Source organism: Sphingopyxis sp. LARHCG72 (genome assembly GCF_052871675.1).
Genome location: NZ_JBIXJU010000003.1, coordinates 201,000 through 220,789, shown reverse-complemented (window position 1 = coordinate 220,789; position 19,790 = coordinate 201,000). Strand labels below are relative to the sequence as shown.

The following is a 19,790-nucleotide window of genomic DNA, read 5'->3' as shown; positions in this document are numbered from 1 at the left end:
CTTCCCGACATGTGCCCACTAAGCGTTTGAACATTGCGGCCAGTCTTGCGATGCAAGCGCGAACCCGAAAAGGCCGTGCAACGCGATGGACGACGGCAACCGCGATACGATGATCCTCCCGGTTCCGCCGGAACCCTTTGCGCTGATTGTCGGAGCGGCGATGCAGGGCGCGCCTGACGGCGCGCTCGAAACCTCGCTGCGTCACATGGGGCTGCGGCCCGAACCGGTCCGCGCGGACAATCCCGACGGCGCAGCGCGGATCGCCGCCCCCTGTTTTCGCCTGACCTTCGGCGCGGTATCGGTGCTGGCCGGTCCCGCGGCCGAAGCGGCACTCGACATGGCGGACCCCGAGCATCCGTCGACGAGTCTGCTTGCGGCCAGCCTGTCGCCGACATGGCGCGATCGCGGCGCGTGCTGGATTTTCATCCCCGAACCCGGCGAGGCGCCCGGTACGCCGACGCGGATGCGCGAATTCTTCAAGATGATGGTGCTGCTGATCGACCTGTTCGACGCCAGCCATATTTTCTGGTCGCCCGCGCGGCTCTGGTCCGACGCGCCCCAGTTTCGCGCGTCGGTCGCCGAAATGCTGGCGAGCGGTATGCCGCCGGTGCTGCATCTCGTCGCGTTCCGGCGTCAGGAAACCGATACGGGTGCGAGCATGGGAACGCGGGGGCTGGTGCTCTTTTCGGGGCAGGAACTGGAAGCGCGGATACCCGGCGGCTGGACGGTCGCCGAAATGGTCCGGCGGCTTTCGCGGCTCGCGCTCGACATGATGCTCAACGGCCCGGTCCGCGACGATCGAACGATGCGGGGATTGGAGGCGGGTGAGTGGATCGACCTTTCGCCGCGCGCCGCGAGCGGTAACCTGCGATCGACCGTGGTTGTCGAGTTCGGCCGCGACGCTTGATACCGCCGAGGGGATGGCACGGCGCACCGCCGCCGCAAACCGGGTTCCAGCGCCATCACCTCATCCCCATCGCCCTGTCGCGGCGCCCGCAAATGGCGACGATGTTCGAGCAGCTCCATAGCGAGGGGTTCGCGCTCCAGCATTTCGGCCGCAACGGGTTGATGCTCCCCGCGTGCGAGCCGGCGGCGCTGCGGTCGGGCCATGCGCTGCACCGCGGGCCGCACCATGGCTATAGCGATGTCATCGCGGCGCGGGTCGAGCGGATCCGGGCGCATTTCGCGCTTCACGCGCCCGCCGACATGCGGAGGGCGCGACGCACCGCGGTGATGCGTTTGCGCCTGTTGCAGGACACGGCACGGCGCGCGCTCACCGACCGCCATGGCGCAGGCTTCTGGCTCAATCGCCGCGATCCCATGCGGCTGTTCGTCGATCGCCCCTATCTCGATGAGGCGATCGACAAGCTGTTCGGAGGCGATGTCAGAGCCTGACTTTCGCTTCGAGCTCGCGGCGCGCCGCAAGATATTGCGCTTCGAGTTCGGCGACGAATTCGGCAACCGGGCGCACCGCGGAGACGGGGCCGATGCCCTGGCCCGAGCCCCAGATGTCCTTCCACGCCTTGGCCTTGGTGTTGCCGCCCGAGCCGAAATTCATCGTCTTGAGGTCGCCTTCGGGCAGGTTGTCGGGGTCCATGCCCGCCGAGACAATCGACTGGCGAAGATAGTTGCCGTGGACCCCGGTGAAGAGGTTCGAATAGACGATGTCGGCGGCGCGTCCTTCGACGATGCCGTCCTTATAGCCCTGATCGGCATTGGCTTCGGCGGTCGCGATGAAGGCGCTGCCGATATAGGCGAGGTCGGCGCCGCACGCCTGCGCGGCGAGGATCGAACCGCCGTGACCGATCGCGCCCGACAGCGCGACGGGGCCGTCGAACCATTCGCGGATTTCCTGCACGAGCGCGAAGGGCGATTGCCGGCCGGCGTGGCCGCCCGCGCCCGCAGCGACGGGGATCAGGCCGTCGGCGCCCTTTTCGACCGCCTTGCGCGCGAAGCGGTCGTCGATAACGTCGTGGAGCGTAATGCCGCCCCAGCCATGCACCGCCTGATTAAGCTCCTCGCGTGCTCCGAGCGAAGTGATCGTGATCGGCACCTTCCACTTGGCGCAGGTCGCGATGTCCTGTTCGAGCCGGTCGTTCGATTTATGGACGATCTGGTTGACCGCATAGGGTGCAGAGAGGCGATCGGGATTGTCGCGGTCCCAGGCGGCGAGTTCCTCGGTGATCTGGTGCAGCCATTCGTCGAGCAAAGATTGCGGGCGCGCGTTGAGCGCGGGGAAGCTGCCGACGACGCCGGCCTTGCACTGCGCAATGACGAGTTCGGGGCCCGACACGATAAACAGCGGCGAACCGATGACGGGCAGGCGCAGGCGGTCGAAAATCGGGGGAAGGGCCATGAATCAGTCTCTCCGGTTGCGGTTTGCAACTGACCTTAACGTAAACGGAAGGCAGCGCAAGATGCCAGGGTCAGGACCCATGAATTTGCGCGATCGAGGTTTGAAGCGATTTTGCTCAGGGCGAGGAGGCAAGGCGCAGGAATATGTCAATATTTCAAGACTTGCCGACGAAGCCATGGGCAAAATCGATCAAATCCCGAAGGGACGCCGAAATGGCTTCGATCTTGGGTCCGCGCGGCCTTGCGAGTAGCGATGCTACCCGCGGCGGCCACCCGAACCCCATATCTTCGCCATTTCGACGCCTCGGTCGCGTAATCAATGGGTCCTGACCCTAGTCGAAGGCGGGACCCTTGAGTTCGACGATATTGCCTTCGGGGTCGCTGATGTAGATCGACGGTCCTTCGCCCTCGGCGCCGTAGCGCGGACCGGCCTGTTCGACCGCGACGCCATGGTGATCGAGATGCGCACGAATGGCCGTCTCGTCGAACGGAGCGACGGCGATGGCAAAATGGTCGACGTTGCGGCCCTCCGTTCCCGGAGCCGCGCCGCCCATCGCGCCGAGCTTGCCGTCGATGGTGACGAGGTCGATCAGCGAACTGCCGGCGCGCAGCTGGAAGAGCCCGATTTCCGATTGCGCGCGCTCGTCGGTGCAGCCGAGAACTTCGCGATAAAAGCCCGCCATGCGGTCGAGATCGACGACCCGAAGTACGACATGGTCGATTGCGCGAAGGGCAAAGGGGGGTGTCGTCATGGCGATCGCTCCTCGATTTTTATGCGCGGCCGGAGCGTTCTAGTTGGTGAGCGCCCCTGCTGTCCATCGACCGGTAACGGGGGTTGATCCGGTGGCGGTTGCGGTCGGCCGTGCGGCGCGACAGGGTGCGATCATGCAGTTGCTCCAGCCCAGCCTGTTGCCCGCCGCCGCCGAGATCGCGCGGCATCATCACCGCGAACCCTATGCAACATTGGTATTGGCCGGAGCTTATGAGGAAGCCGGCGACGCCGGGCGGATCGCGGCGCAAGAGGGCGAAGTGCTGCTTCACGGACCTTTTTCGGCGCATCGTGACCGGGTTTCGGCGAAACGGACGGTCGTGCTCGACCTGCCGCTGCCGTTCGACGGGCGCGATTGGCCGGCACGCGCGGATATCGCCGATCCCGACCAGATCGTCCGGCTGGCCGGGCGTGATCCAGCCGAGGCTGTTGCCGCGCTGCTCGAAGGCCTTGCTCCCGCGACCGTGCCCGAAGACGGCGACCTGCCCGACCGGTTGTCGGCGGCGCTGCGAACATCGGCGTCGCTGCGGATCGGCGAATGGGCCGCGGCGCACGGGCAATCGCGCGAACATGTCTCGCGCAGCTTCGAGAAGCTCTATGGCGTGTCGCCCGCCGCCTATCGTGCCGATTGCCGGGCGAAGCGGGCGTGGCGGAGGATCGTCGCGTGCGGCGACAGCCTTGCCGGGGTTGCGGTCGAGGCGGGTTATGCCGACCAGGCGCATATGACGCGCGCGGTGACCCGATTGACCGGGATGTCGCCGCGGCGATGGCGGGTCGGGGTGGGGTAGGGAGGTCGGCTTCGGGGTGGATTGCAGACGCTGCGATTGAATGCAAAGGTGCGTGATGCCTATCTGCCGACCGATTGATCCGGGAATACAGCTTAGCGCCGTCGCAAGCGACCTCGTTGGCTTTCAATGGGAGACAAATGGGATCATGGCTGATTTCATATTGCCCGATCGACCAGAGCAACTCCTACGTGTTTCCTTTGATCTTCCCTGCATCGTCAGGATGCTCGACGAAATGGCATTGAGCACTGAGCAGGACGATGCGTCGGACGAGGGTCGGGTGGCGAACCATTTCGCTTATGAAATAACCGGGAGCCGATTTGCCCGCCTGCAATCTGAAACATGGAAAGAAGCAAGTGGACCAGTGGCGCATTATCAGTTCGTGACTGGTTGGGCCTGTCTGGACGTCTTGACGAGGGCTACGCCGCAGTTTTCCATTATCGAGCGAAATAGCTAAACGTCCGCAATCGGTCGTTTCCAGACACGCCCGGGGAGCGTGATACGACAGCAAGGGCCATGTCAGGGCGATTGTTCCTTCGTACGCTGCGTCCACAGAATGCTGGGGATTTCCCTTTTTCCGTCCTGGACGGTGAAGCGCGTAAGGTCGAAAATCCCGGTCCGCCGGTCGATCTGCGCCTCGCCGACCTGCTCCCCTTCCATCCAGCGCGTCTGTCTGACGTCGAAACCGCAACGCCATGACCGGGGCGGCTGCTCCGACTTGTCCACTTCCTCGCAAACGACATTGCTGACGGCATAACGGGTGTTGAAGCGTATCTGCCGCCCTTCGTGATCGCTGCACCCGTCGACAGTGACGGTACAATATTCCTTCCTGAGCAAAAGATACTCGATGACGCTCGCGTCGGGTGGGCCGGCCGACGCGGTGCTCAGCATCATCAGCGCCGCGATCATGACGGCCGGGTGCCTGCAAGGTCTCCGGCGCCCGCGGCCTGCTCCGCGTCCCGGCTCATCAGCGTGCGATATGGGGCGAGTATCGTCATTACGCGCGTCTCCCATTTTGACAGCGTCGATGGCATCCCGCGCCATCCGGGCGTCCGAGTCAATACCTCCCCGACACACATCACATTCGTTCAAGAAGTGCGGGGCGCTTCGCGCCTAGACCCGGCGTATGACAAGTCTCTCCTCCGCTTCGCCGCGCCCGCTTGCGGCGCTTTCCGATTTTCGCTTCCGCTTGTGGCCGATCGTTCTGGCGGCGGTGCTGATGCAGGTCATCCTCGAACTCGGCCGTATCCCGGCGCGTGAAATCTATCGCGCGGGGGCGCCGCTGTGGGATGGCTATGTGTCGGTCTTCCTGCTCCTCGCGATCGCCTTTCAGGCGTTGCTCGGGCTCGCCGCGATCCTCGTCATGCGCCGGTTGCTCCCCGCGGCCGATCCGCATCTGCGCTGGCCGCCAGGCGCGAGTTATGCGGGTGTCGCGGCGCTGATCGGTATCGGCATGGGGCTGGTGATGCTGGTCGCCGATTACTGGCCCGCGCTCGCGGCGCAGACGCCGCCCGACATGAGCTATTCGAAAGCGCCGCTCGATTCGGCGGGCTACCTGCTCGGGATGATCACGACGGGGCTGGCGGAGGAGACGATCTTTCGCGGATTGCTCGTCGGAATGCTCGTCGTGCTGGTGCCCGGACGGCTGCGGATCGGATCGCTCGACCTGCCGGTCGCCGCCTATCTGGTCGCGCTGATGTTCGGGTTGGCGCACTGGAAGTCGTTCACCGTCGATCCCTTTTACCAGGCGCTGGCGCAGCAGGTTTATGCCTTTGCGTGGGGGCTCGCCTATGTCTGGCTGATGGAGCGGTCGCGGAGCCTGCTCGCGCCGATCGTTGCGCATGGGCTCGGCAATTTCACCGAGGTCGGGATCGTGATTGCGCTCAACGCGCTGTGGGCCTGACACGAAGCATGACACGAAGCCTGACGTGACAAGGGCGGCCGTGGGGCCGCCCTTGGAATTTGTCCGGCCGGAAGATCAGGCCGCGATGGGACGGCAGCTCGCCTTGACCGCGAAATAACCGAAGAGGATCGCGGCGAGGAGGAGCGCGCCCTGTGCTGCGGCGAACGGGGGTTCGGTGCCGTTCGGGGCCAGCGCGTTGAGCGCGGGGACCTTGAGGAAGGACTGCACGACCAGCACGAAGAGGTTGAGGTAGAGCGCCGCGGTCGCGCTCACGGCGTAGACGGTGGCGGCGCGGCCGGCGAGCTTGCGGCCATAATAAGCGACGAATGCGAAGATGAGGATCAGCGTCGAGAGGATGCCCGTGCCGAGCGCCGGGGTGAAGGCGACGATCGGGAAGAGGAAGCCGGTGAGGCTGGTCAGCAAGGTGAACCACAGGAAGACCGCGTTGGTGCGGGGCAGGATGCGGCCGCGGGCGAAGGCGGGAAGGGCGATAAGACCCGCGCCGATGCCGACGAAACTGATCAGGACATGCAGCGCGGTGAATTGCGGGATGGTCAAACCGAGGATCATGACACGTCTCCTTGAAGCGAGGAGGCGCGGTCGGGGGCCCGCGCCTCTTCCTTATCAGCTGTTGATGAAATCGAGAAGGTCGGCGTTGAACCGGTCCTGATGCGTAACCGTCAGGCCGTGGTCGGCGCCTTCATAGACCTTGAGCACGGCGTGCTTGACGATCTTGACGGTCGAGAGGGCCGCGGCGCCGATCGGCACGATCTGGTCGTCGTCGCCATGGAGGACGAGCGTCGGCTTGTCGAACTTCTTCAAATCTTCGTTGAAGTCGCTTTCCGAAAAGGCGCGGATGCTGTCGAGCAGGCCCTTGAGACCGCCGTTCATGCCCTGCCGTACGAAATCGTCGCGGATCGCTTCCGAGACCACCGCACCGTCGCGGTTATAGCCGTAGAAGGGCAGCGTCAGGTCCTTGAAGAACTGCGGCCGGTTGTCGAACGTGCCCTTGCGGATGCCGTCGAAGACGTCGATCGGCAGGCCGTCCGGATTGGCTTCGGTCTTGAGCATCAGCGGGGGGACCGCGCCGATCAGCGCGACCTTGGCGACACGGCTCGTGCCGTGGCGGCCGATATAGCGGGTGACTTCGCCGCCGCCGGTCGAATGGCCGACGAGGATGACGTCCTTGAGGCCCAGCTGTTCGATCAGTTCGGCGAGGTCGTCGGCGTACTGGTCCATATTGTTATTGTCCCAGACCTGATCCGAGCGGCCATGGCTGCGACGGTCGTGGGCGATGGTGCGGAAGCCCTGATTGGCGAAGAAGACCATCTGGGCGTCCCACGCGTCGGCGCTGAGCGGCCAGCCGTGCGAGAAGATGATCGGCTGTCCGTCCTTCGGACCCCAGTCCTTGAAGAAGATGTTCGTACCGTCCTTGGTGGTGATGGTGGTCATGATGGTGTTCCTTTCGATTGGGAAGGGCGGGGTGTCCGTCCCGGTGATTGGGAGATAGGCCGGACCGCGCTTGCATGGGATTGGCGGATACGACATTATGCGGGTCGATTCCGACAAGCGTGCGATTGGGGAGCCGATATGCCCAAGCTGAACGTGCCCGACGCGGCGACCGTGCCGCTGACCGAGGTCGGGATGATGACCTATCCCGACTGCCAGATGGGCATGGTGCACGGCATCACCGACCTGTTCGATGTCGCCGGGCGCTTCGCGATCGACCATGGCCGCCGCCCGATCCGCGCCAGCCACTGGCGCTTGCAGGAGGGCGGGGGTTTTGCGCGCTGGTTCGACAGCCATCCGGGCGAGCCCGCGGGCAATTCGCCCGCGGTGCTGATCGCGCCGGGCAGCCTGCACAAGCTGCTCGAACCCGGCGAGGTCGAGCCCTATGCCCGCTGGCTGCTCGACCGCCATGCGCACGGCGCGGTGCTGGCGTCGAATTGCGGCGGCGCCTTTGCGCTCGCGGCAACGGGGTTGCTCGCGGGGCGGCCGGCGACGACGCACTGGTTTTTCGCCGAAGAGTTCAAAAACCGCTTTCCCGATGTACGGATGGAGGCCGACCGGATGGTGATCGACGACGGCGATATCGTCACGGCGGGCGGGCTGATGGCGTGGACCGACCTTGGCCTGCGCATTGTCGAGCGATTGCTGGGGCCGACGGTGATGATGGAGACCGCGCGCTTCCTGCTGATCGACCCGTCGGGTCGCGAGCAGAAAAATTATGCGAGCTTCGCGCCGAAGTTGAACCATGGCGACGAGGCGATCCTGCGCGTCCAGCATTGGTTGCAGGCGCGCGGTGCGGGTCCGGTCGCCGTCGCCGAGATGGCGGGGGAGGCGGGGATGGAAGAGCGCACCTTCCAGCGCCGATTCAAGGCGGCGACGGGGATGACCCCGGTCGAATATGTCCAGCATCTGCGCGTCGGCAAGGCACGCGAATTGCTGGAGTTCACGAAGCGCACGGTCGACCAGATCGCGTGGGCGGTGGGGTATGAGGACGCGGCGGCGTTCCGCAAATTGTTCCACCGCCTGATCGGCCTGTCGCCGAACGAATATCGGCAGCGTTTCTCGACCCCGCAGTCGCTCGCCGAGGTCGCCTGAATTTTTTTCGTACCCCGTGTCGATTTGGCGTTGGCTCGTTCGTCGTCTGGATACGAGCCGCTGTTGGCCCGATGAAAAAGGAGATGGACGATGCGTGTGATGGTTTTCGTGAAAGCGACCGAGGACAGCGAACAGGGCATGACGCCGTCGCCCGAACTCGATCAGATGTTCGTGGACATGGGCAAGTTCAACGAGGAGCTGGTCAACGCCGGCGTGCTGGTTGCCGGCGATGGTCTCAAGCCTTCGTCATTCGGCAAGCGTGTCGCGTTCGACGGCCCCAGCCGCACCGTGATCGACGGTCCTTTTGCCGAGACGCGCGAGCTGGTCGCGGGCTATTGGCTTTGGGAAGTCAAGGACATGGACGAGGCGGTGGAATGGGTGAGGCGCTGCCCCAACCCGATGTTCGGCCCGAGCGAGATCGAAATCCGCCCGCTTTATGAGATGGAGGACTTCGCCGATCTCATCCCGGCCGAAGCCGCCGCGATCCACGACGGCGTCGGCGACAAGCTCGCGAACCGCTGATCCCCTTGCCCGCCGCGCCATGCGCCACTACCCCTTGCGCATGGCGGCGGATGCAATCCATCGGGCGATCGAGGCGGTTTTCCGGATCGAACGAGCGCGGCTCATCGCGGGGCTTGCGCGGCTCACCCGCGACGTCGACCGGGCCGAGGAACTGGCGCAGGAAGTGCTGCTGATTGCGCTGACCGAATGGCCGAAAAGCGGGGTGCCGGACAATCCGGGAGCCTGGCTGATGGCCGCGGCGAAGCGGAGGGTGATCGACGGCGTCCGGCACCATGCGATGCGGGAGCGGAAACATGCCGAAATCGCCCGCGAACTCGACGAGGAGCGCGATATGAGCGCGGAAGCCGTCGAAGCGGCGCTCGACGATCCGCTGGGCGACGAACTGCTCGGCCTGATCTTTGCCGCCTGCCATCCCGTGATATCGCCCGAGGGCCGCGCCGCGCTGACGCTGCGGCTGGTCGGGGGACTGACGGTCGAAGAGATTGCGCGCGCCTTCCTGTCGAACGACGCCACGATCGCGGCGCGGATCACGCGGGCCAAGAAGGCGATTGCCAAGGCGGGGGTTCAATTCGAGGTGCCGCGCGGCGGCGAATTGACCGCGCGGCTAGGGTCCGTACTCGAGGTCGTCTACCTGATCTTCAACGAAGGCTATGCCGCGACCGCGGGGCCGTCGCTCGTCCGCCCGCCGCTCTGCGGCGAGGCGCAGCGGCTGGCGCGTATCCTAGCAGGACTGATGCCCGAACAGCCCGAGGTGCTGGGATTGCTTGCGCTGGTCGAGATCCAGGCGTCGCGGCTGGCGGCGCGTGCGGGGCCTGATGGACGCTTCGTGCCGCTGACCGAACAGAATCGCGCGCGCTGGGACCAGTTGCTGATCCGGCGCGGGCTCGACGCGCTGGACCGCGTCGAAGCGCTTGGCGGCAGCGACGGGCCCTATGCGTTGCAGGCCGCGCTGGCGGCGTGCCACGCCCGGGCGCGCTCGGCCGAGGCGACCGATTGGCAGCGCATTGCGGCGCTTTACGATCGGCTGGGACAGGTGATGCCGTCGCCGGTGGTCGAGTTGAACCGCGCTGTCGCACATAGCATGGCGTTCGGTCCCGAAGCCGGGCTGCGGCTGGTCGACGAAATGGCCGATGCGGCGATGCTCCGCAACTATGCGCCGCTGCCCGCCGCGCGCGGCGATTTCCTGTTTCGCGCCGGGCGGCGGGAGGAGGCACGGGCGGCGTTCGAGACGGCGGCGGCGTTGACGGGTAACGAGCGCGAGCGCGACTTCCTGCTGGCGCGCGCCGCAGCGTGCAGCGAATGACGGCCGTCCGTTTCGAGACGATCGGCGCGGAGGCGCAGCCGCTCGCTATCCTCGACGATTTCGCGCCCGACCCCGATGGTTTGCGAAGCTTTGCCATGGGGGCGGACTTCACCGTGGCGCTCAATCATTTTCCCGGCGTCCGCGCGGCGTTGCCCGAGGCCTATTTGCACGCACAGCTTCCCGTCATCGCTGCGGCGGCGGCCGAAGCCTTTGGGCGTGCGGGTCCGGTCACCATTGTCGATGCGAGCTTTTCGATCGTCTCGACGCCCGCCGAGGCCTTGAGCGTTGCGCAGCGCCTGCCGCACATCGACGCCTTTACCGAGGACCGCATCGCACTGGTCCATTATTTGTCGCCGGCGGGAGGCGACGGCACGGCATTCTTTCGCCACCGCGCGACCGGGTTCGAGACCGTCGACGAGGCGCGGCGCGACCTGTTCTTCCGGCACCTCGACATCGAGATGCGGCACGGCGGGGTGCCGCCCCCAGGATATGTCCGGGGCGACACGCGCCTGTTCGAATGTATCCGCACCGAGCCGGCGCGTTATAATCGGGCGCTGCTCTACCGGAGCTGGAACCTCCACAGCGGCGCGATCTCGCCCGCCAATCCCCTGTTGCCGGATCCCGGTGCAGGGCGGCTGACGGTGACCGGCTTCCTGTCGATCGGCTGACGTGCCGACCAGAAATGCCCCGTCGCGATTTTGGCACGGCTTCGCGCGCTTTTTGGTGGCTGTTCCAGAACGGGACAACGGTCCGTCGCACTTCGGTGTAAGGCGGGCGACGAACGCCCTATGGGCGCCCCCGTAATTTGCGACCCTTCCCTTTGAAATATGGACAACAACGCCGTGGCTTTCCCGACCCGCATCCTGTTCCCCGCCGTGCTCGCTGCGGCTTCGCTGACGCTGCCGGTGCTGGCGCAGAACAAGGCGATCACCGGAATCGACGCGCTGCGCGAATGGAATCTCGTCGTGCTCGGCAATCTCGACTCGTCCTCCGAGGTTGAGGGGCGGACCTTTGTCGGCGGCAACCTGACCGGCAATTCGTCGAACTATGGCATCCGCGCCACCACGTCGCCGAACGGGCAGCCGGGGCTGACCGTCGTCGGCAATGTCAATGGCGGCCACAAGAACCTCAACAACGGGTCGGGGGCGGTCGTCGGCGGCAATGTGAGGAGCGGTTTCAACCTCAACGGCCCGAACCAGACGGTGAAGGTCGGCGGGATGATCAACAATACCAACGTCAACCAGAATATAGTTCTGTCCAATCTCGATCGGAGCGATCCCGGATTTGGGCTTCGGCTTCAGCAACAGAAGGCGGAGCTCAAGAGCAGCATGGGCAGCCTGTCTTTCGACATGGGCACGCTGACCGCGAACAGCCAGCTGAGCGTGCAGGGCAATCGCGGCACCTTCAACGCCCAGCCCAATGCGCAGGGGCTCGCGGTGTTCAACATCACCGCCGCCGACCTCGACAAGATCGGCGAGATCCAGTTCAACCTGAACGGCGCCGACACCGCGATCGTCAACGTCAGCGGGCGGACGGTGAACCTCAACGACAATTTCCTCGGCGGCACGAACAACCTCGGCGAACGGGTGATCTGGAACTTCCCCGAAGCCGAGGATCTGAAGCTGACCACGGCGTGGGGCGGTTCGGTGCTCGCGCCGCTCGCCGATGCCGAAACGCGCAATTACATCCAGGGATCGGCGGTGTTCGGCAATCTCAAGCAGAATGGCGAGATGCACATCGGCACCTTCAAGGGCGGTTATGTGACCCCGCCGACGGGCGGCACGTCGACCGGCGGTGACAGCTCGACGGGCGGATCGTCGGGCGGCGGGTCGAGCGGCGGCGCCGTGCCGGTGCCCGAGCCGGGGATGTTCGGGCTGTTCGGTCTGGGGGTTGCGGGGTTGATCCTGTGGCGCCGCCGCCGGGCGAAGCGGGGCGGCGAATAACCAACGCCCGCGGTTGCCGGGCCGGGCGCACCCGGAAACATCGATGGCTCTTCCCCGGCCGGACGCAAGATGTCGGGCGATGACGCGTGAGACATCGCGCCATCGCCCCGACGAGATAGTTACATCGTCGTCGTTTGTGCGGGCGGCAGGCCGGTCGATTTGGCCTGCGCCGTCAGCTCTTCCTTGCGCGCGAGCATCTGTTCGCCAAGTGCGTCGAGGTCGACATCGGCGGCGCGCGCTTGCTGGAACATATTGTCGTGTTGCTTCTCTTCCTCTTTCACATGATGCTCGATTTCCTCCTTGAGCACGGTGACCTTGGAATCGAAAAACTCTTCGTCGGGGCTGGAGGCAACGATCTCGTTGATCAGAAGCTTTGCGCCGTCATGTTCGACATAGGCTTCCTTCAATAGGTCGTCGTCGATCTTGCCCTTGAGTGCCGGGTAGAAGACCTCTTCCTCGATCTGGGCATGGATTTTGAGCTCGGTGCAGATTTGATCGGCGATGCGGCCCTTTTCCTTGCTGCCGCTGGCCTTTTCGAAGCTGGCGAACAGAGCCTCGACCGCGCGGTGGTCCTTGGTCAGAATGTGGGTGGCGTCGGTGTCTTCGCGGTTCATTGCAGTCTCCGTTCATTGCCCCCGGCGTGAAGGAGAAACGGAGCGCGGCCGCGAAGGTTGCGCACGAGCCGGCGGTTAATATCCGCCCTGTGCGCCCGGCGGGCGGTAAAAGCGGTGACGGATGACGGCGCCGTCGATGATGTGACCGCGCAGGCGCAGGCGCATTTCCTCGGCGCCGGTGGCGGTGGTGCAGACGAGGCGGGTGCCGCCCGATGGCAGCGGCTCGATCGCACTGATGCTGACGCCTTGTGACAGGCAGATCTGCTTCACCTCGCCTTCGGGGAGCGCCAGATTCATCGCGCGGCTCATTCGAAGCCCGGATCGCGTGCCCACGCACGGATCGCATCGGCGACCTGTTCATAGCCCTCTGCGCTGGCCGTCGCCAAGGCGAGCGGGCGGCCGCCGAGTTCGGGATTTTCGGTGTTGAGAAAAGCGATGGCAGGATCACGGCCACCCATTGTCAGGAAGGCGAGCTGGCTGATGTCGCCCTGTCGCTGGGCGTCGTCGCGCGAAATGGGAGTGCGTTTCTGGCGGAAGAAGCCGTTCGACCGGAATTTGGCAGGCGGCGCGGTTTCGTCGGCCTTTGGCTGATTGTCGAGGGTCGGGGTGGCGGGGCTGGTTTCGGGAATCATGGGCGCGGCTCCTCCTTGTAAGCGGGAGCGCACACGTCTCTCAGCCGCGGCGGCCTACGAAGAACCTGTGCCGCGATAAGGTCTATATGGGGGCGCGGCGGGACATTGTAAGGCGCCGCCAGCGAATGACTCCGCGGCGGCGCTTTGGCTCAGGCGATCGCTTCGGCGAGCGGACGGACGGCTAGCGGCCGCCTGTCCGGCCCCACCGCGACGAAGATGAAGACCGCCTGCGTGACCTTGTTATCCTCGTCGGCGTGGCGGTCGCGTGCCCAGGCTTCGACCTCGACGTGCATCGAGGTGCGGCCGACTTTTACCAGTCGCCCGAACACCGATACCTCGTCGCCGACGAAGACCGGACGGTGGAAGGTCATGCCTTCCACCGAGATCGTCACCGCGCGGCCGCGCGCGTGGCGCGAGGCCACCGATGAGGCCGCAAGGTCCATCTGCGCCATCAGCCAGCCACCGAAAATATCGCCATAGACATTGGCGTTGGCGGGCATGGCGGTGACACGGACGGCGGGCTGGCCATCGGGCATGATGGCTTCAGTTTGCATCATAAGCCTCCTTGATCCGCGCTTTCGTACGCATCGCCTGCGCGGCGGCGACCATCGCGGTCAGTGCCGGGCGCACCTCGTCCCATTTGCGCGTCTTGAGCCCGCAGTCGGGGTTCACCCAGATTTGCTGCGGCGGCAGATGCTTGCCCGCCAGTGTCAGCAGGTCGGTCATCTCGCGCTCCGCGGGGATGCGCGGGCTGTGGATGTCATAGACGCCGGGGCCGACCTCGTTCGGATAGGCGTAGGTCGCGAAGGCGTCGAGCAACTCCATCTGCGACCGCGCGGTCTCGATCGAGATGACGTCGGCGTCCATCGCGCCGATTGCACGGATGATGTCGTTGAACTCCGAATAGCACATATGCGTGTGGATCTGGGTGTCGTCGCGGACGCCGCTCGCGGTGATGCGGAAGCTTTCGACCGCCCAGTCGAGGTAATGCTGCCATTCGCTGCGGCGAAGGGGGAGGCCTTCGCGCAGCGCGGCTTCGTCGATCTGGATGATCGCAGCGCCGGCGGCTTCCAAGTCCTGCACCTCGTCACGGATCGCGAGCGCGATCTGGCGGCAGCTCGTTTCGCGCGGCTGGTCGTCGCGGACGAAGGACCAGTTGAGGATGGTGACGGGGCCGGTGAGCATCCCTTTCATCGGGCGCCCGGTCTGGTCCTGCGCAAAGCGCCACCAGCCGACGGTCATCGGCGCGGGGCGCGACACGTCGCCGTAAAGGATCGGCGGGCGGACGCAGCGCGAGCCGTAGCTTTGCACCCAGCCGGCGCGGGTGAAGGCGAAGCCCGCGAGCTGCTCGCCGAAATATTGCACCATGTCGTTGCGCTCGAACTCGCCGTGGACGAGGACGTCGAGGCCGATTTCTTCCTGCCATTTGACCGCGGCGCGCGTTTCGACACGGAGATACTGGTCGTAGGCGGCGTCGTCGATCTCGCCCTTGATGTGGGCGGCGCGCGCCTTGCGGACTTCGGGGGTCTGCGGGAAGCTGCCGATCGTCGTCGTGGGATAGGCGGGGAGGGCGAGACGCTTTTGCTGCGCGTCGCGGCGCGCGGCGAAGGGCGAGGCGCGGTTGGTCGCGCTTTCGTCGAGGGCTGCAAGGCGGGATGCGACCTCTGGATTGTGGATCTTCGGCGAGGTCTGGCGTGCGACCGCGGCGATGCGCGAGGCCGAGAAGGCGGCGAAGCTGGCGTCCTCGCCTTCGTTCAGCGCCTTGGCGAGTGCCGCGAGTTCCTCGATCTTCTGCGCCGCGAAGGCGAGCCATTGGGCGATTTCGGGGTCGAGGCCGGTTTCGAGCGCGAGGTCGACGGGGACGTGGAGGAGCGAGCAGGACGGCGCGAGGATGAGGTCGCGCTTGCCCGCCAGCTCCTTGAGGCGCCAGTAGAGGTCGGGGAGGTTGGCGCGCCAGATGTTGCGCCCGTCGATCACGCCGAGCGAGAGCAGGACGTGCGGCTGGAGCTTTGCCAGCACGGGGTCGAGCTGGCCCGGCGCGCGGACGAGATCGAGATGGAGGCCGTGGACGGGGAGGTCGGCGACGAGATCGAGATTGTCACCGAGGCCGCCGAAGTAGGTGGTGAGCATCAGCTTCGGCCCGCGGGTGGCGAGGCGGGCGTAGGCGCGCTCGAAGGCGGTGCGCTGTTCGGTCGTGAGGTCGAGGACGAGGCAGGGCTCGTCAATCTGGACCCATTCGGCGCCGGCCTTGGCCAAGCGGGCGAGGATTTCGGCGTAGGTGTCGAGAAGCTGCGGCAGGAGCGCGAGCGGTTCGACCGCCTTGCCCTTTGCGAGCATGAGGTAGCTGACGGGGCCGAGGAGGACGGGGCGGGTCGTGTAGCCGAGCGCTTTCGCTTCCTCAAATTCGTCAAAGATTTTCGTCGAGGCGATCTGGAACGTCTGGCCTGCGGTGAGTTCGGGGACCATGAAATGATAATTGGTGTCGAACCATTTGGTCATTTCCTGCGCGGTGGTGTCGTGGCTGTGGCCGCAAGCCGATGGCCCCTGGGCGCCGCGCGCCATGGCGAAATAGAGGTCGGGGTCGACGCTCTCGCCGCTCCAGTCGTAGCGCGGCGGGACCGCGCCGATCAGCGTGCTGGTGTCGAGCACATGGTCGTAGAGCGAGAAGTCGTTCGATGGCAGGATGTCGGCGCCGAGCGCTTTCTGGGATGCCCAGTTGGCGACGCGGAGGCCCGCTGCGGTGGTTTGCAATTCGGCGATGCTGGACTTGCCCGCCCAATAGCTTTCGAGCGCGAATTTGAGCTCGCGGCGAAGGCCGATGCGGGGGAAGCCGAGGGTGGCGACACTGACAGTCATTTCTTCAAGCACCTTGCAAGGGGCAAGGCGCCGGACAGACGCGTACGCACGGGACTCCGCGCCCGCAAAGCAAGGGTGGGGCGCAGCCATGCATGCGGCCTGACCGGACACCCCGCCGGAGGACGTATCTGACGAGGCAGGTCTCCTGGCTCACGGATCGACGCGGCGGTCTGGCCTTCCCGGTTCCTTGCGAACCAGTGACACGTATCGACCGCCGCTCACCGCTTACAGTTGCGGGGGCAGCGCCGGTTTTTCACCGGCTTCCCGTCTTAGCTCCACTCCGTGCAAACGAAACGGAGAACCTCGACAGCTTGGAGCATAGTGCGGGCGCGGAGCCTGTCAATATAGATATAAAGAATTCTTTATATGCTATTCAGCCACAGCCGACCACGCAAGGCGGCGCGCGATGATAAGCAGCGATCGTCAAGTCGTTTGTCGATTCGATAACGCCGCTCGTCGAACGCGCGGCCGCGGAGTGGCAGGTGTATGGCAATGAAATATTATATCTTTTTTGGATTGTGCGCCGTCTATCGCGGCGCCATCCATGTCCTGCGCGGGCCAGAGTGCGGCAAGGAGACGTATCGCAAACCCCTTTCGCCCCGGCGACGGTCCTGGCTGAACACGCCATCGAAACCGTCCCCTTCGTTTCCCCCACCGAAGGCTCCCCCCAATGAAGCTCCCCCAGCCAAATCCCAGCGGCTCCAGCGACGGCGAATGCGACTGTCTGCCGCGCCCCGATGCTCCGGCCGATTCCGCTCCCTCGCTCACCACCTATGTGCTGCGATACCGCGATGCGTGGTTCGGGATGGAAAAGCGCGTGGCGTTCGAGGCTGAGGACGTCGCCGCGGCGCTCGCCTTGATGGAGCGCGAGCCGATCGGCGACTGGGCCGAGCTGACGCAAGATGGCGAAATCATCTGTCGCCGTGGTCACGAGCCGGGCGGCGCGACCGATTATTGGGTCGTCGATTAACCGCACGCGGCCGCTTTCCGGACGCTCCTGGATGTCCTGCAAGGGTTGACTAGAGGGCCTTGCCCATGCGGATCAGCGGCACCGCGACGCCGTCCGGCCCCGGCGCTTCGATCCGCTCGATCGGTTCATAGCCGCACGCGCGGTAGAGCGGCTCGCCCGACAAGGTCGCCATCATCTCGGCGCGGCGGAAGCCCGCGCCGCGCGCCGCATCCTCGCACAGCGCCATCACCAGCCGCCCGACCCCGCGGCGCGCGAATTCGGGGTGCGTGTACATCGCGCGGATGCGCGCGGCGTCGGTCGCGGGGTCGAGCGGGGCGGGATCGCGGAGATCCTTGCTATGGTCGCCGCCATAGAGCGTCGCGCGGTGCGACCAGCCGCCGCAGCCCGCGATGCGGCCGTCCTCCTCGACGATGAAATAGGTGCCGTCGGCGATCAGCTGCGTATCGAGCCCCATCACCGCGTTGCTCGCCGCGATCTGCGCGGGCGAGAGAAAGCCCTTCTGCAGCTCGGCGATCGCGCGCGCCATCACGGCGCGCAGGGCTTCGAGGTCGGCGGGGGCGGCGAGGCGGTGGGTGAACATGCGGCTGCTATAGGGGGTGGCGCAGGGCCGTCCAGCCCCGGCGAACCGCGCGACCGCATCACGGCCTGCCGGCCCCCCGGGCGGCACCGCGGTGGCGCCATTGCCGGATGCCGCCCCAGACCAGCATCAGGATGGCGGCGATGAAAAAGAGGGCGATGGCGACCATCTGCCAGTCGCGCCAGACCTGCGGCAGCGCGGATGGCGGTGCCTTGACGAACAGGACGAGCGGTGCGCCGACGGCGAAGATGAGCAGCGTCTGCCACCAGGGGATCGCGAACCCGCGGGCCAGTTTTTCGGCGCGCGAGAGCGCGCGGACGGGCGGATTGCGGTCGAGCCGCGGCCAGACGCCGGCGACGAACCGCGCGCGCGCCAGCCGCTGGACGACCGCGACGACGAACCAGCCGCAGAGCGCTGCGATCGCGAGGATGCCGAACAGCGGATTGAAGGTAGTCGCCGCGATGAGGAAGAGCGGGAAGCCGATGACGGCGACCCAGGCCGACCGCGAAAAACGGCGTGCGTGGCGATGCGACATCAGATCCAATTCGGTCAGCAGCGCCGCCGCCTCGTCCTCGCTGACCAGCCGTCCCTCGCCGCCGGGGGTGCGCGAATAGACGAGCCCCGCCGGGTCGCGGCGAAAACGCGCGAGAAAGGACGCTCTTTCCTGCTCGATCGTGTCGTTGCGGGCCGCCATGAGCGGGCATTAGCCGAGCGGCTTTAACAACTTGCCAAGACCGGTCAGCCGCTCGCGCTTTTGCGCGCCGCCTTGCCCTCGCGCGCCGGGTCGTTCGCCGGATCGGGCAGCGCGAAGAAGGCGCGGCGCGCGGCCTCGCCGGCGAGGCGCAGCGGCGCGAAGGCCTCGGTGCGGGCGTCCTCCCATGCGACTTCCTCGTCGACGTCGAGCGCGCGTTCATAGTCGGGGTCGCCGAACTGGCCGTCTTCGGTGCCCGCGAAGCCGTCGGGCGGCGGGAAGTTGGTGCGCAGCTCGCTGCTTTCGTCGTCGTACCAGACGGTCATCGAGGCCGCCGCCTGCTCGGGGGTCGGTTCGGCCTCGTCGGCGCCTTCGGCCTCGGCGTCCGAAGCGGCGGAAAACTGCGCAACTTCATTCGCGATCGCGGTGTCGTGCCAGAGGCTGGCGAGCGGGTTGGCGCGGTTGTCGTGGCCCGCGAGCCAGAGCGCGAGCGCGGCGGGCATTCCCTCGGCCGGGCCGGTTGCGGCGCCGGTATCCTGTTCGCTTTCGGGCGTTTCTGCGGTGGCTCCTTCGGCGGCAGCGGTGCGGGCGGCCCCGGCCCCGCCGCGTGCGGCTTCCGCAACGTCGAACAGCGAGAGGAAGCCCGGCCAGTCGCCGGCGACGATCTGTGCGAGCATCTCTTCGCCCGGCCATTCTCCTCTTTTGGGCGCGCGCGTTTCGACCATCTTGTCGAGCCGCGCGAGCATCGCGAGGCCGAGACGGGAATCGAGGCGGCGGCGCTTGACGAAGCTGCGATCCTCCTCGCGCATGATCGTGCTCGTCTCCTCATGCCCCCAGATCGCGCGGTCGAGCAGCTCGTCGACGAGCCGCCCGCGCGCGATGAGCAGCGCCGCGGCGCAGCCGAGCCTGAACGCCGCGCCCTCGGGCCGCTGCTTCAGCTGATAGACGGCGGCGGGCGACATGCCGACCTTCGCCGCCGAAATCTTCACCGACCCGTTGGTGGCGAAGGCTTCGAGAAACTCGCGCTGGAGTTTGGGCGTCCAGTGATAGCTGCCGGGGGCGGGGATGTACGCGGGATCGTGCGGGGAGTCGTCCATCGATTCGTCCTTTCGGTTGGTTAAAACCGACAAAATAAACCATATGGGTAAAATGTAGGAAAGGGTTTTGAGCTTCAACAGGTGGATTGACAAACCAGCGGCAGTGACGCAACCTGACGGCGCTTCTGGATAGAAGCTGAAATGAAGCCTGAGATGGTTTCGGTTATCG

Annotated in this window: 23 protein-coding genes, 1 pseudogene and 1 riboswitch; of the genes and pseudogenes, 11 read left to right on the top strand and 13 right to left on the bottom strand. The window is 65.9% G+C overall.

Annotated features, from left to right (window positions below):
- The first annotated feature begins 85 nt into the window (after nucleotides 1–85).
- On the top strand, nucleotides 86–907 hold the full coding sequence (locus ACIPPQ_RS08780) for a hypothetical protein (RefSeq protein ID WP_446543739.1): 822 nt from the start codon (nucleotides 86–88) through the stop codon (nucleotides 905–907).
- Nucleotides 904–1,395, top strand: a complete 492-nt coding sequence (locus ACIPPQ_RS08775) for an AHH domain-containing protein (RefSeq protein WP_446543738.1) — start codon at nucleotides 904–906, stop codon at nucleotides 1,393–1,395. The genes ACIPPQ_RS08780 and ACIPPQ_RS08775 overlap by 4 nt, the downstream gene beginning before the upstream one ends.
- Here the strand turns inward: ACIPPQ_RS08775 and ACIPPQ_RS08770 are convergent.
- Together ACIPPQ_RS08770 and ACIPPQ_RS08765 are read right to left on the bottom strand one after the other, a co-directional pair.
- Nucleotides 1,385–2,356, bottom strand: coding sequence for an NAD(P)H-dependent flavin oxidoreductase (locus ACIPPQ_RS08770; RefSeq protein WP_446543737.1), 972 nt, complete (start codon nucleotides 2,354–2,356; stop codon nucleotides 1,385–1,387). The two genes, ACIPPQ_RS08775 and ACIPPQ_RS08770, sit on opposite strands and share 11 nt — an antisense overlap.
- 331 nt (nucleotides 2,357–2,687) lie before the next feature.
- Nucleotides 2,688–3,107: a VOC family protein gene (locus ACIPPQ_RS08765; protein WP_446543736.1), complete on the bottom strand. Its 420-nt coding sequence runs from the start codon at nucleotides 3,105–3,107 to the stop codon at nucleotides 2,688–2,690.
- 46 nt (nucleotides 3,108–3,153) lie between these two features.
- On the opposite strand from ACIPPQ_RS08765, the gene ACIPPQ_RS08760 reads away from it, so the two are divergent.
- Nucleotides 3,154–3,912 carry a helix-turn-helix domain-containing protein gene (locus tag ACIPPQ_RS08760; protein WP_446543735.1) on the top strand — a complete coding sequence of 253 codons (759 nt, stop codon included), beginning with the start codon at nucleotides 3,154–3,156 and terminating at the stop codon, nucleotides 3,910–3,912.
- A 145-nt stretch (nucleotides 3,913–4,057) separates the two neighbouring features.
- Nucleotides 4,058–4,366: a hypothetical protein gene (locus ACIPPQ_RS08755; RefSeq protein WP_446543734.1), complete on the top strand. Its 309-nt coding sequence runs from the start codon at nucleotides 4,058–4,060 to the stop codon at nucleotides 4,364–4,366.
- Between the two features lie 62 nt (nucleotides 4,367–4,428).
- On the opposite strand, the gene ACIPPQ_RS08750 is transcribed toward ACIPPQ_RS08755, so the two are convergent.
- Nucleotides 4,429–4,818: a hypothetical protein gene (locus ACIPPQ_RS08750; RefSeq protein WP_446543733.1), complete on the bottom strand. Its 390-nt coding sequence runs from the start codon at nucleotides 4,816–4,818 to the stop codon at nucleotides 4,429–4,431.
- A 217-nt stretch (nucleotides 4,819–5,035) separates the two neighbouring features.
- Between ACIPPQ_RS08750 and ACIPPQ_RS08745 the strand changes: the two genes are divergently transcribed.
- Nucleotides 5,036–5,812 (top strand): CPBP family intramembrane glutamic endopeptidase, encoded by a 777-nt coding sequence (locus tag ACIPPQ_RS08745; RefSeq protein ID WP_446543732.1) that lies wholly within the window; start codon nucleotides 5,036–5,038, stop codon nucleotides 5,810–5,812.
- A 75-nt stretch (nucleotides 5,813–5,887) separates the two neighbouring features.
- On the opposite strand, the gene ACIPPQ_RS08740 is transcribed toward ACIPPQ_RS08745, so the two are convergent.
- Nucleotides 5,888–6,382, bottom strand: a complete 495-nt coding sequence (locus ACIPPQ_RS08740) for a hypothetical protein (RefSeq protein ID WP_446543731.1) — start codon at nucleotides 6,380–6,382, stop codon at nucleotides 5,888–5,890.
- A 54-nt stretch (nucleotides 6,383–6,436) separates the two neighbouring features.
- A complete protein-coding gene (locus tag ACIPPQ_RS08735) occupies nucleotides 6,437–7,264 on the bottom strand; it encodes an alpha/beta fold hydrolase (protein WP_446543730.1) in 828 nt (275 codons plus the stop codon).
- Between the two features lie 138 nt (nucleotides 7,265–7,402).
- On the opposite strand from ACIPPQ_RS08735, the gene ACIPPQ_RS08730 reads away from it, so the two are divergent.
- The 5 genes and pseudogenes from ACIPPQ_RS08730 (at nucleotide 7,403) to ACIPPQ_RS08710 (ending at nucleotide 12,184) form a co-directional block, all read left to right on the top strand.
- Entirely contained in the window at nucleotides 7,403–8,416 is a 1,014-nt protein-coding gene (locus tag ACIPPQ_RS08730) for a GlxA family transcriptional regulator (RefSeq protein ID WP_446543729.1), read from the top strand.
- A gap of 90 nt (nucleotides 8,417–8,506) precedes the next feature.
- Nucleotides 8,507–8,866: pseudogene (locus ACIPPQ_RS08725) on the top strand (YciI family protein); the annotation flags it as partial.
- A 112-nt stretch (nucleotides 8,867–8,978) separates the two neighbouring features.
- Entirely contained in the window at nucleotides 8,979–10,241 is a 1,263-nt protein-coding gene (locus ACIPPQ_RS08720; RefSeq protein WP_446543728.1) for an RNA polymerase sigma factor, read from the top strand.
- The gene (locus tag ACIPPQ_RS08715; protein ID WP_446543727.1) at nucleotides 10,238–10,909 is read left to right on the top strand and encodes a DUF6445 family protein; all 672 of its coding nucleotides are present in this window, start codon (nucleotides 10,238–10,240) and stop codon (nucleotides 10,907–10,909) included. Before ACIPPQ_RS08720 ends, ACIPPQ_RS08715 begins: the two co-directional genes overlap by 4 nt.
- 174 nt (nucleotides 10,910–11,083) lie before the next feature.
- A complete protein-coding gene (locus ACIPPQ_RS08710) occupies nucleotides 11,084–12,184 on the top strand; it encodes a choice-of-anchor A family protein (RefSeq protein ID WP_446543726.1) in 1,101 nt (366 codons plus the stop codon).
- A gap of 119 nt (nucleotides 12,185–12,303) precedes the next feature.
- Here the strand turns inward: ACIPPQ_RS08710 and ACIPPQ_RS08705 are convergent, their stop codons facing one another.
- From ACIPPQ_RS08705 to metE, 5 genes are all read right to left on the bottom strand, one after another.
- On the bottom strand, nucleotides 12,304–12,798 hold the full coding sequence (locus tag ACIPPQ_RS08705; RefSeq protein ID WP_446543725.1) for a hemerythrin domain-containing protein: 495 nt from the start codon (nucleotides 12,796–12,798) through the stop codon (nucleotides 12,304–12,306).
- A gap of 75 nt (nucleotides 12,799–12,873) precedes the next feature.
- Nucleotides 12,874–13,095: a hypothetical protein gene (locus ACIPPQ_RS08700; RefSeq protein WP_446543724.1), complete on the bottom strand. Its 222-nt coding sequence runs from the start codon at nucleotides 13,093–13,095 to the stop codon at nucleotides 12,874–12,876.
- Between the two features lie 8 nt (nucleotides 13,096–13,103).
- A complete protein-coding gene (locus ACIPPQ_RS08695; protein ID WP_446543723.1) occupies nucleotides 13,104–13,430 on the bottom strand; it encodes an antitoxin Xre/MbcA/ParS toxin-binding domain-containing protein in 327 nt (108 codons plus the stop codon).
- 149 nt (nucleotides 13,431–13,579) lie between these two features.
- Nucleotides 13,580–13,987, bottom strand: a complete 408-nt coding sequence (locus tag ACIPPQ_RS08690) for an acyl-CoA thioesterase (RefSeq protein ID WP_446543722.1) — start codon at nucleotides 13,985–13,987, stop codon at nucleotides 13,580–13,582.
- Nucleotides 13,974–16,286 carry a 5-methyltetrahydropteroyltriglutamate--homocysteine S-methyltransferase gene (gene metE / locus ACIPPQ_RS08685; protein ID WP_446543721.1) on the bottom strand — a complete coding sequence of 771 codons (2,313 nt, stop codon included), beginning with the start codon at nucleotides 16,284–16,286 and terminating at the stop codon, nucleotides 13,974–13,976. The genes ACIPPQ_RS08690 and metE overlap by 14 nt, the downstream gene beginning before the upstream one ends.
- 118 nt (nucleotides 16,287–16,404) lie before the next feature.
- Nucleotides 16,405–16,607: riboswitch (cobalamin riboswitch) on the bottom strand.
- Between the two features lie 349 nt (nucleotides 16,608–16,956).
- Between metE and ACIPPQ_RS08680 the strand changes: the two genes are divergently transcribed.
- Nucleotides 16,957–17,256, top strand: a complete 300-nt coding sequence (locus ACIPPQ_RS08680) for a hypothetical protein (RefSeq protein WP_446543720.1) — start codon at nucleotides 16,957–16,959, stop codon at nucleotides 17,254–17,256.
- 49 nt (nucleotides 17,257–17,305) lie between these two features.
- On the opposite strand, the gene ACIPPQ_RS08675 is transcribed toward ACIPPQ_RS08680, so the two are convergent.
- From ACIPPQ_RS08675 to ACIPPQ_RS08665, 3 genes are read right to left on the bottom strand one after another with little or no spacing between them, the layout of a single operon-like run.
- Nucleotides 17,306–17,836 (bottom strand): GNAT family N-acetyltransferase, encoded by a 531-nt coding sequence (locus ACIPPQ_RS08675; protein WP_446543719.1) that lies wholly within the window; start codon nucleotides 17,834–17,836, stop codon nucleotides 17,306–17,308.
- Between the two features lie 58 nt (nucleotides 17,837–17,894).
- A complete protein-coding gene (locus tag ACIPPQ_RS08670) occupies nucleotides 17,895–18,527 on the bottom strand; it encodes a hypothetical protein (protein ID WP_446543718.1) in 633 nt (210 codons plus the stop codon).
- A gap of 44 nt (nucleotides 18,528–18,571) precedes the next feature.
- A complete protein-coding gene (locus ACIPPQ_RS08665) occupies nucleotides 18,572–19,621 on the bottom strand; it encodes a hypothetical protein (RefSeq protein ID WP_446543717.1) in 1,050 nt (349 codons plus the stop codon).
- Nucleotides 19,622–19,790: the final 169 nt, after the last annotated feature.

Bases quoted from the DNA above. Each gene is read 5' to 3' on its own strand.
- ACIPPQ_RS08780 (WP_446543739.1), top strand. From the start codon at position 86: ATGGACGACGGCAACCGCGATACGATGATCCTCCCGGTTCCGCCGGAA.
- ACIPPQ_RS08770 (WP_446543737.1), bottom strand. From the start codon at position 2,356: ATGGCCCTTCCCCCGATTTTCGACCGCCTGCGCCTGCCCGTCATCGGT.
- ACIPPQ_RS08765 (WP_446543736.1), bottom strand. From the start codon at position 3,107: ATGACGACACCCCCCTTTGCCCTTCGCGCAATCGACCATGTCGTACTT.
- ACIPPQ_RS08755 (WP_446543734.1), top strand. From the start codon at position 4,058: ATGGCTGATTTCATATTGCCCGATCGACCAGAGCAACTCCTACGTGTT.
- ACIPPQ_RS08750 (WP_446543733.1), bottom strand. From the start codon at position 4,818: ATGATCGCGGCGCTGATGATGCTGAGCACCGCGTCGGCCGGCCCACCC.
- ACIPPQ_RS08745 (WP_446543732.1), top strand. From the start codon at position 5,036: ATGACAAGTCTCTCCTCCGCTTCGCCGCGCCCGCTTGCGGCGCTTTCC.
- ACIPPQ_RS08740 (WP_446543731.1), bottom strand. From the start codon at position 6,382: ATGATCCTCGGTTTGACCATCCCGCAATTCACCGCGCTGCATGTCCTG.
- ACIPPQ_RS08735 (WP_446543730.1), bottom strand. From the start codon at position 7,264: ATGACCACCATCACCACCAAGGACGGTACGAACATCTTCTTCAAGGAC.
- ACIPPQ_RS08730 (WP_446543729.1), top strand. From the start codon at position 7,403: ATGCCCAAGCTGAACGTGCCCGACGCGGCGACCGTGCCGCTGACCGAG.
- ACIPPQ_RS08720 (WP_446543728.1), top strand. From the start codon at position 8,979: ATGGCGGCGGATGCAATCCATCGGGCGATCGAGGCGGTTTTCCGGATC.
- ACIPPQ_RS08715 (WP_446543727.1), top strand. From the start codon at position 10,238: ATGACGGCCGTCCGTTTCGAGACGATCGGCGCGGAGGCGCAGCCGCTC.
- ACIPPQ_RS08705 (WP_446543725.1), bottom strand. From the start codon at position 12,798: ATGAACCGCGAAGACACCGACGCCACCCACATTCTGACCAAGGACCAC.
- ACIPPQ_RS08700 (WP_446543724.1), bottom strand. From the start codon at position 13,095: ATGAATCTGGCGCTCCCCGAAGGCGAGGTGAAGCAGATCTGCCTGTCA.
- ACIPPQ_RS08695 (WP_446543723.1), bottom strand. From the start codon at position 13,430: ATGATTCCCGAAACCAGCCCCGCCACCCCGACCCTCGACAATCAGCCA.
- ACIPPQ_RS08690 (WP_446543722.1), bottom strand. From the start codon at position 13,987: ATGATGCAAACTGAAGCCATCATGCCCGATGGCCAGCCCGCCGTCCGT.
- metE (WP_446543721.1), bottom strand. From the start codon at position 16,286: ATGACTGTCAGTGTCGCCACCCTCGGCTTCCCCCGCATCGGCCTTCGC.
- ACIPPQ_RS08680 (WP_446543720.1), top strand. From the start codon at position 16,957: ATGAAGCTCCCCCAGCCAAATCCCAGCGGCTCCAGCGACGGCGAATGC.
- ACIPPQ_RS08675 (WP_446543719.1), bottom strand. From the start codon at position 17,836: ATGTTCACCCACCGCCTCGCCGCCCCCGCCGACCTCGAAGCCCTGCGC.
- ACIPPQ_RS08670 (WP_446543718.1), bottom strand. From the start codon at position 18,527: ATGGCGGCCCGCAACGACACGATCGAGCAGGAAAGAGCGTCCTTTCTC.
- ACIPPQ_RS08665 (WP_446543717.1), bottom strand. From the start codon at position 19,621: ATGGACGACTCCCCGCACGATCCCGCGTACATCCCCGCCCCCGGCAGC.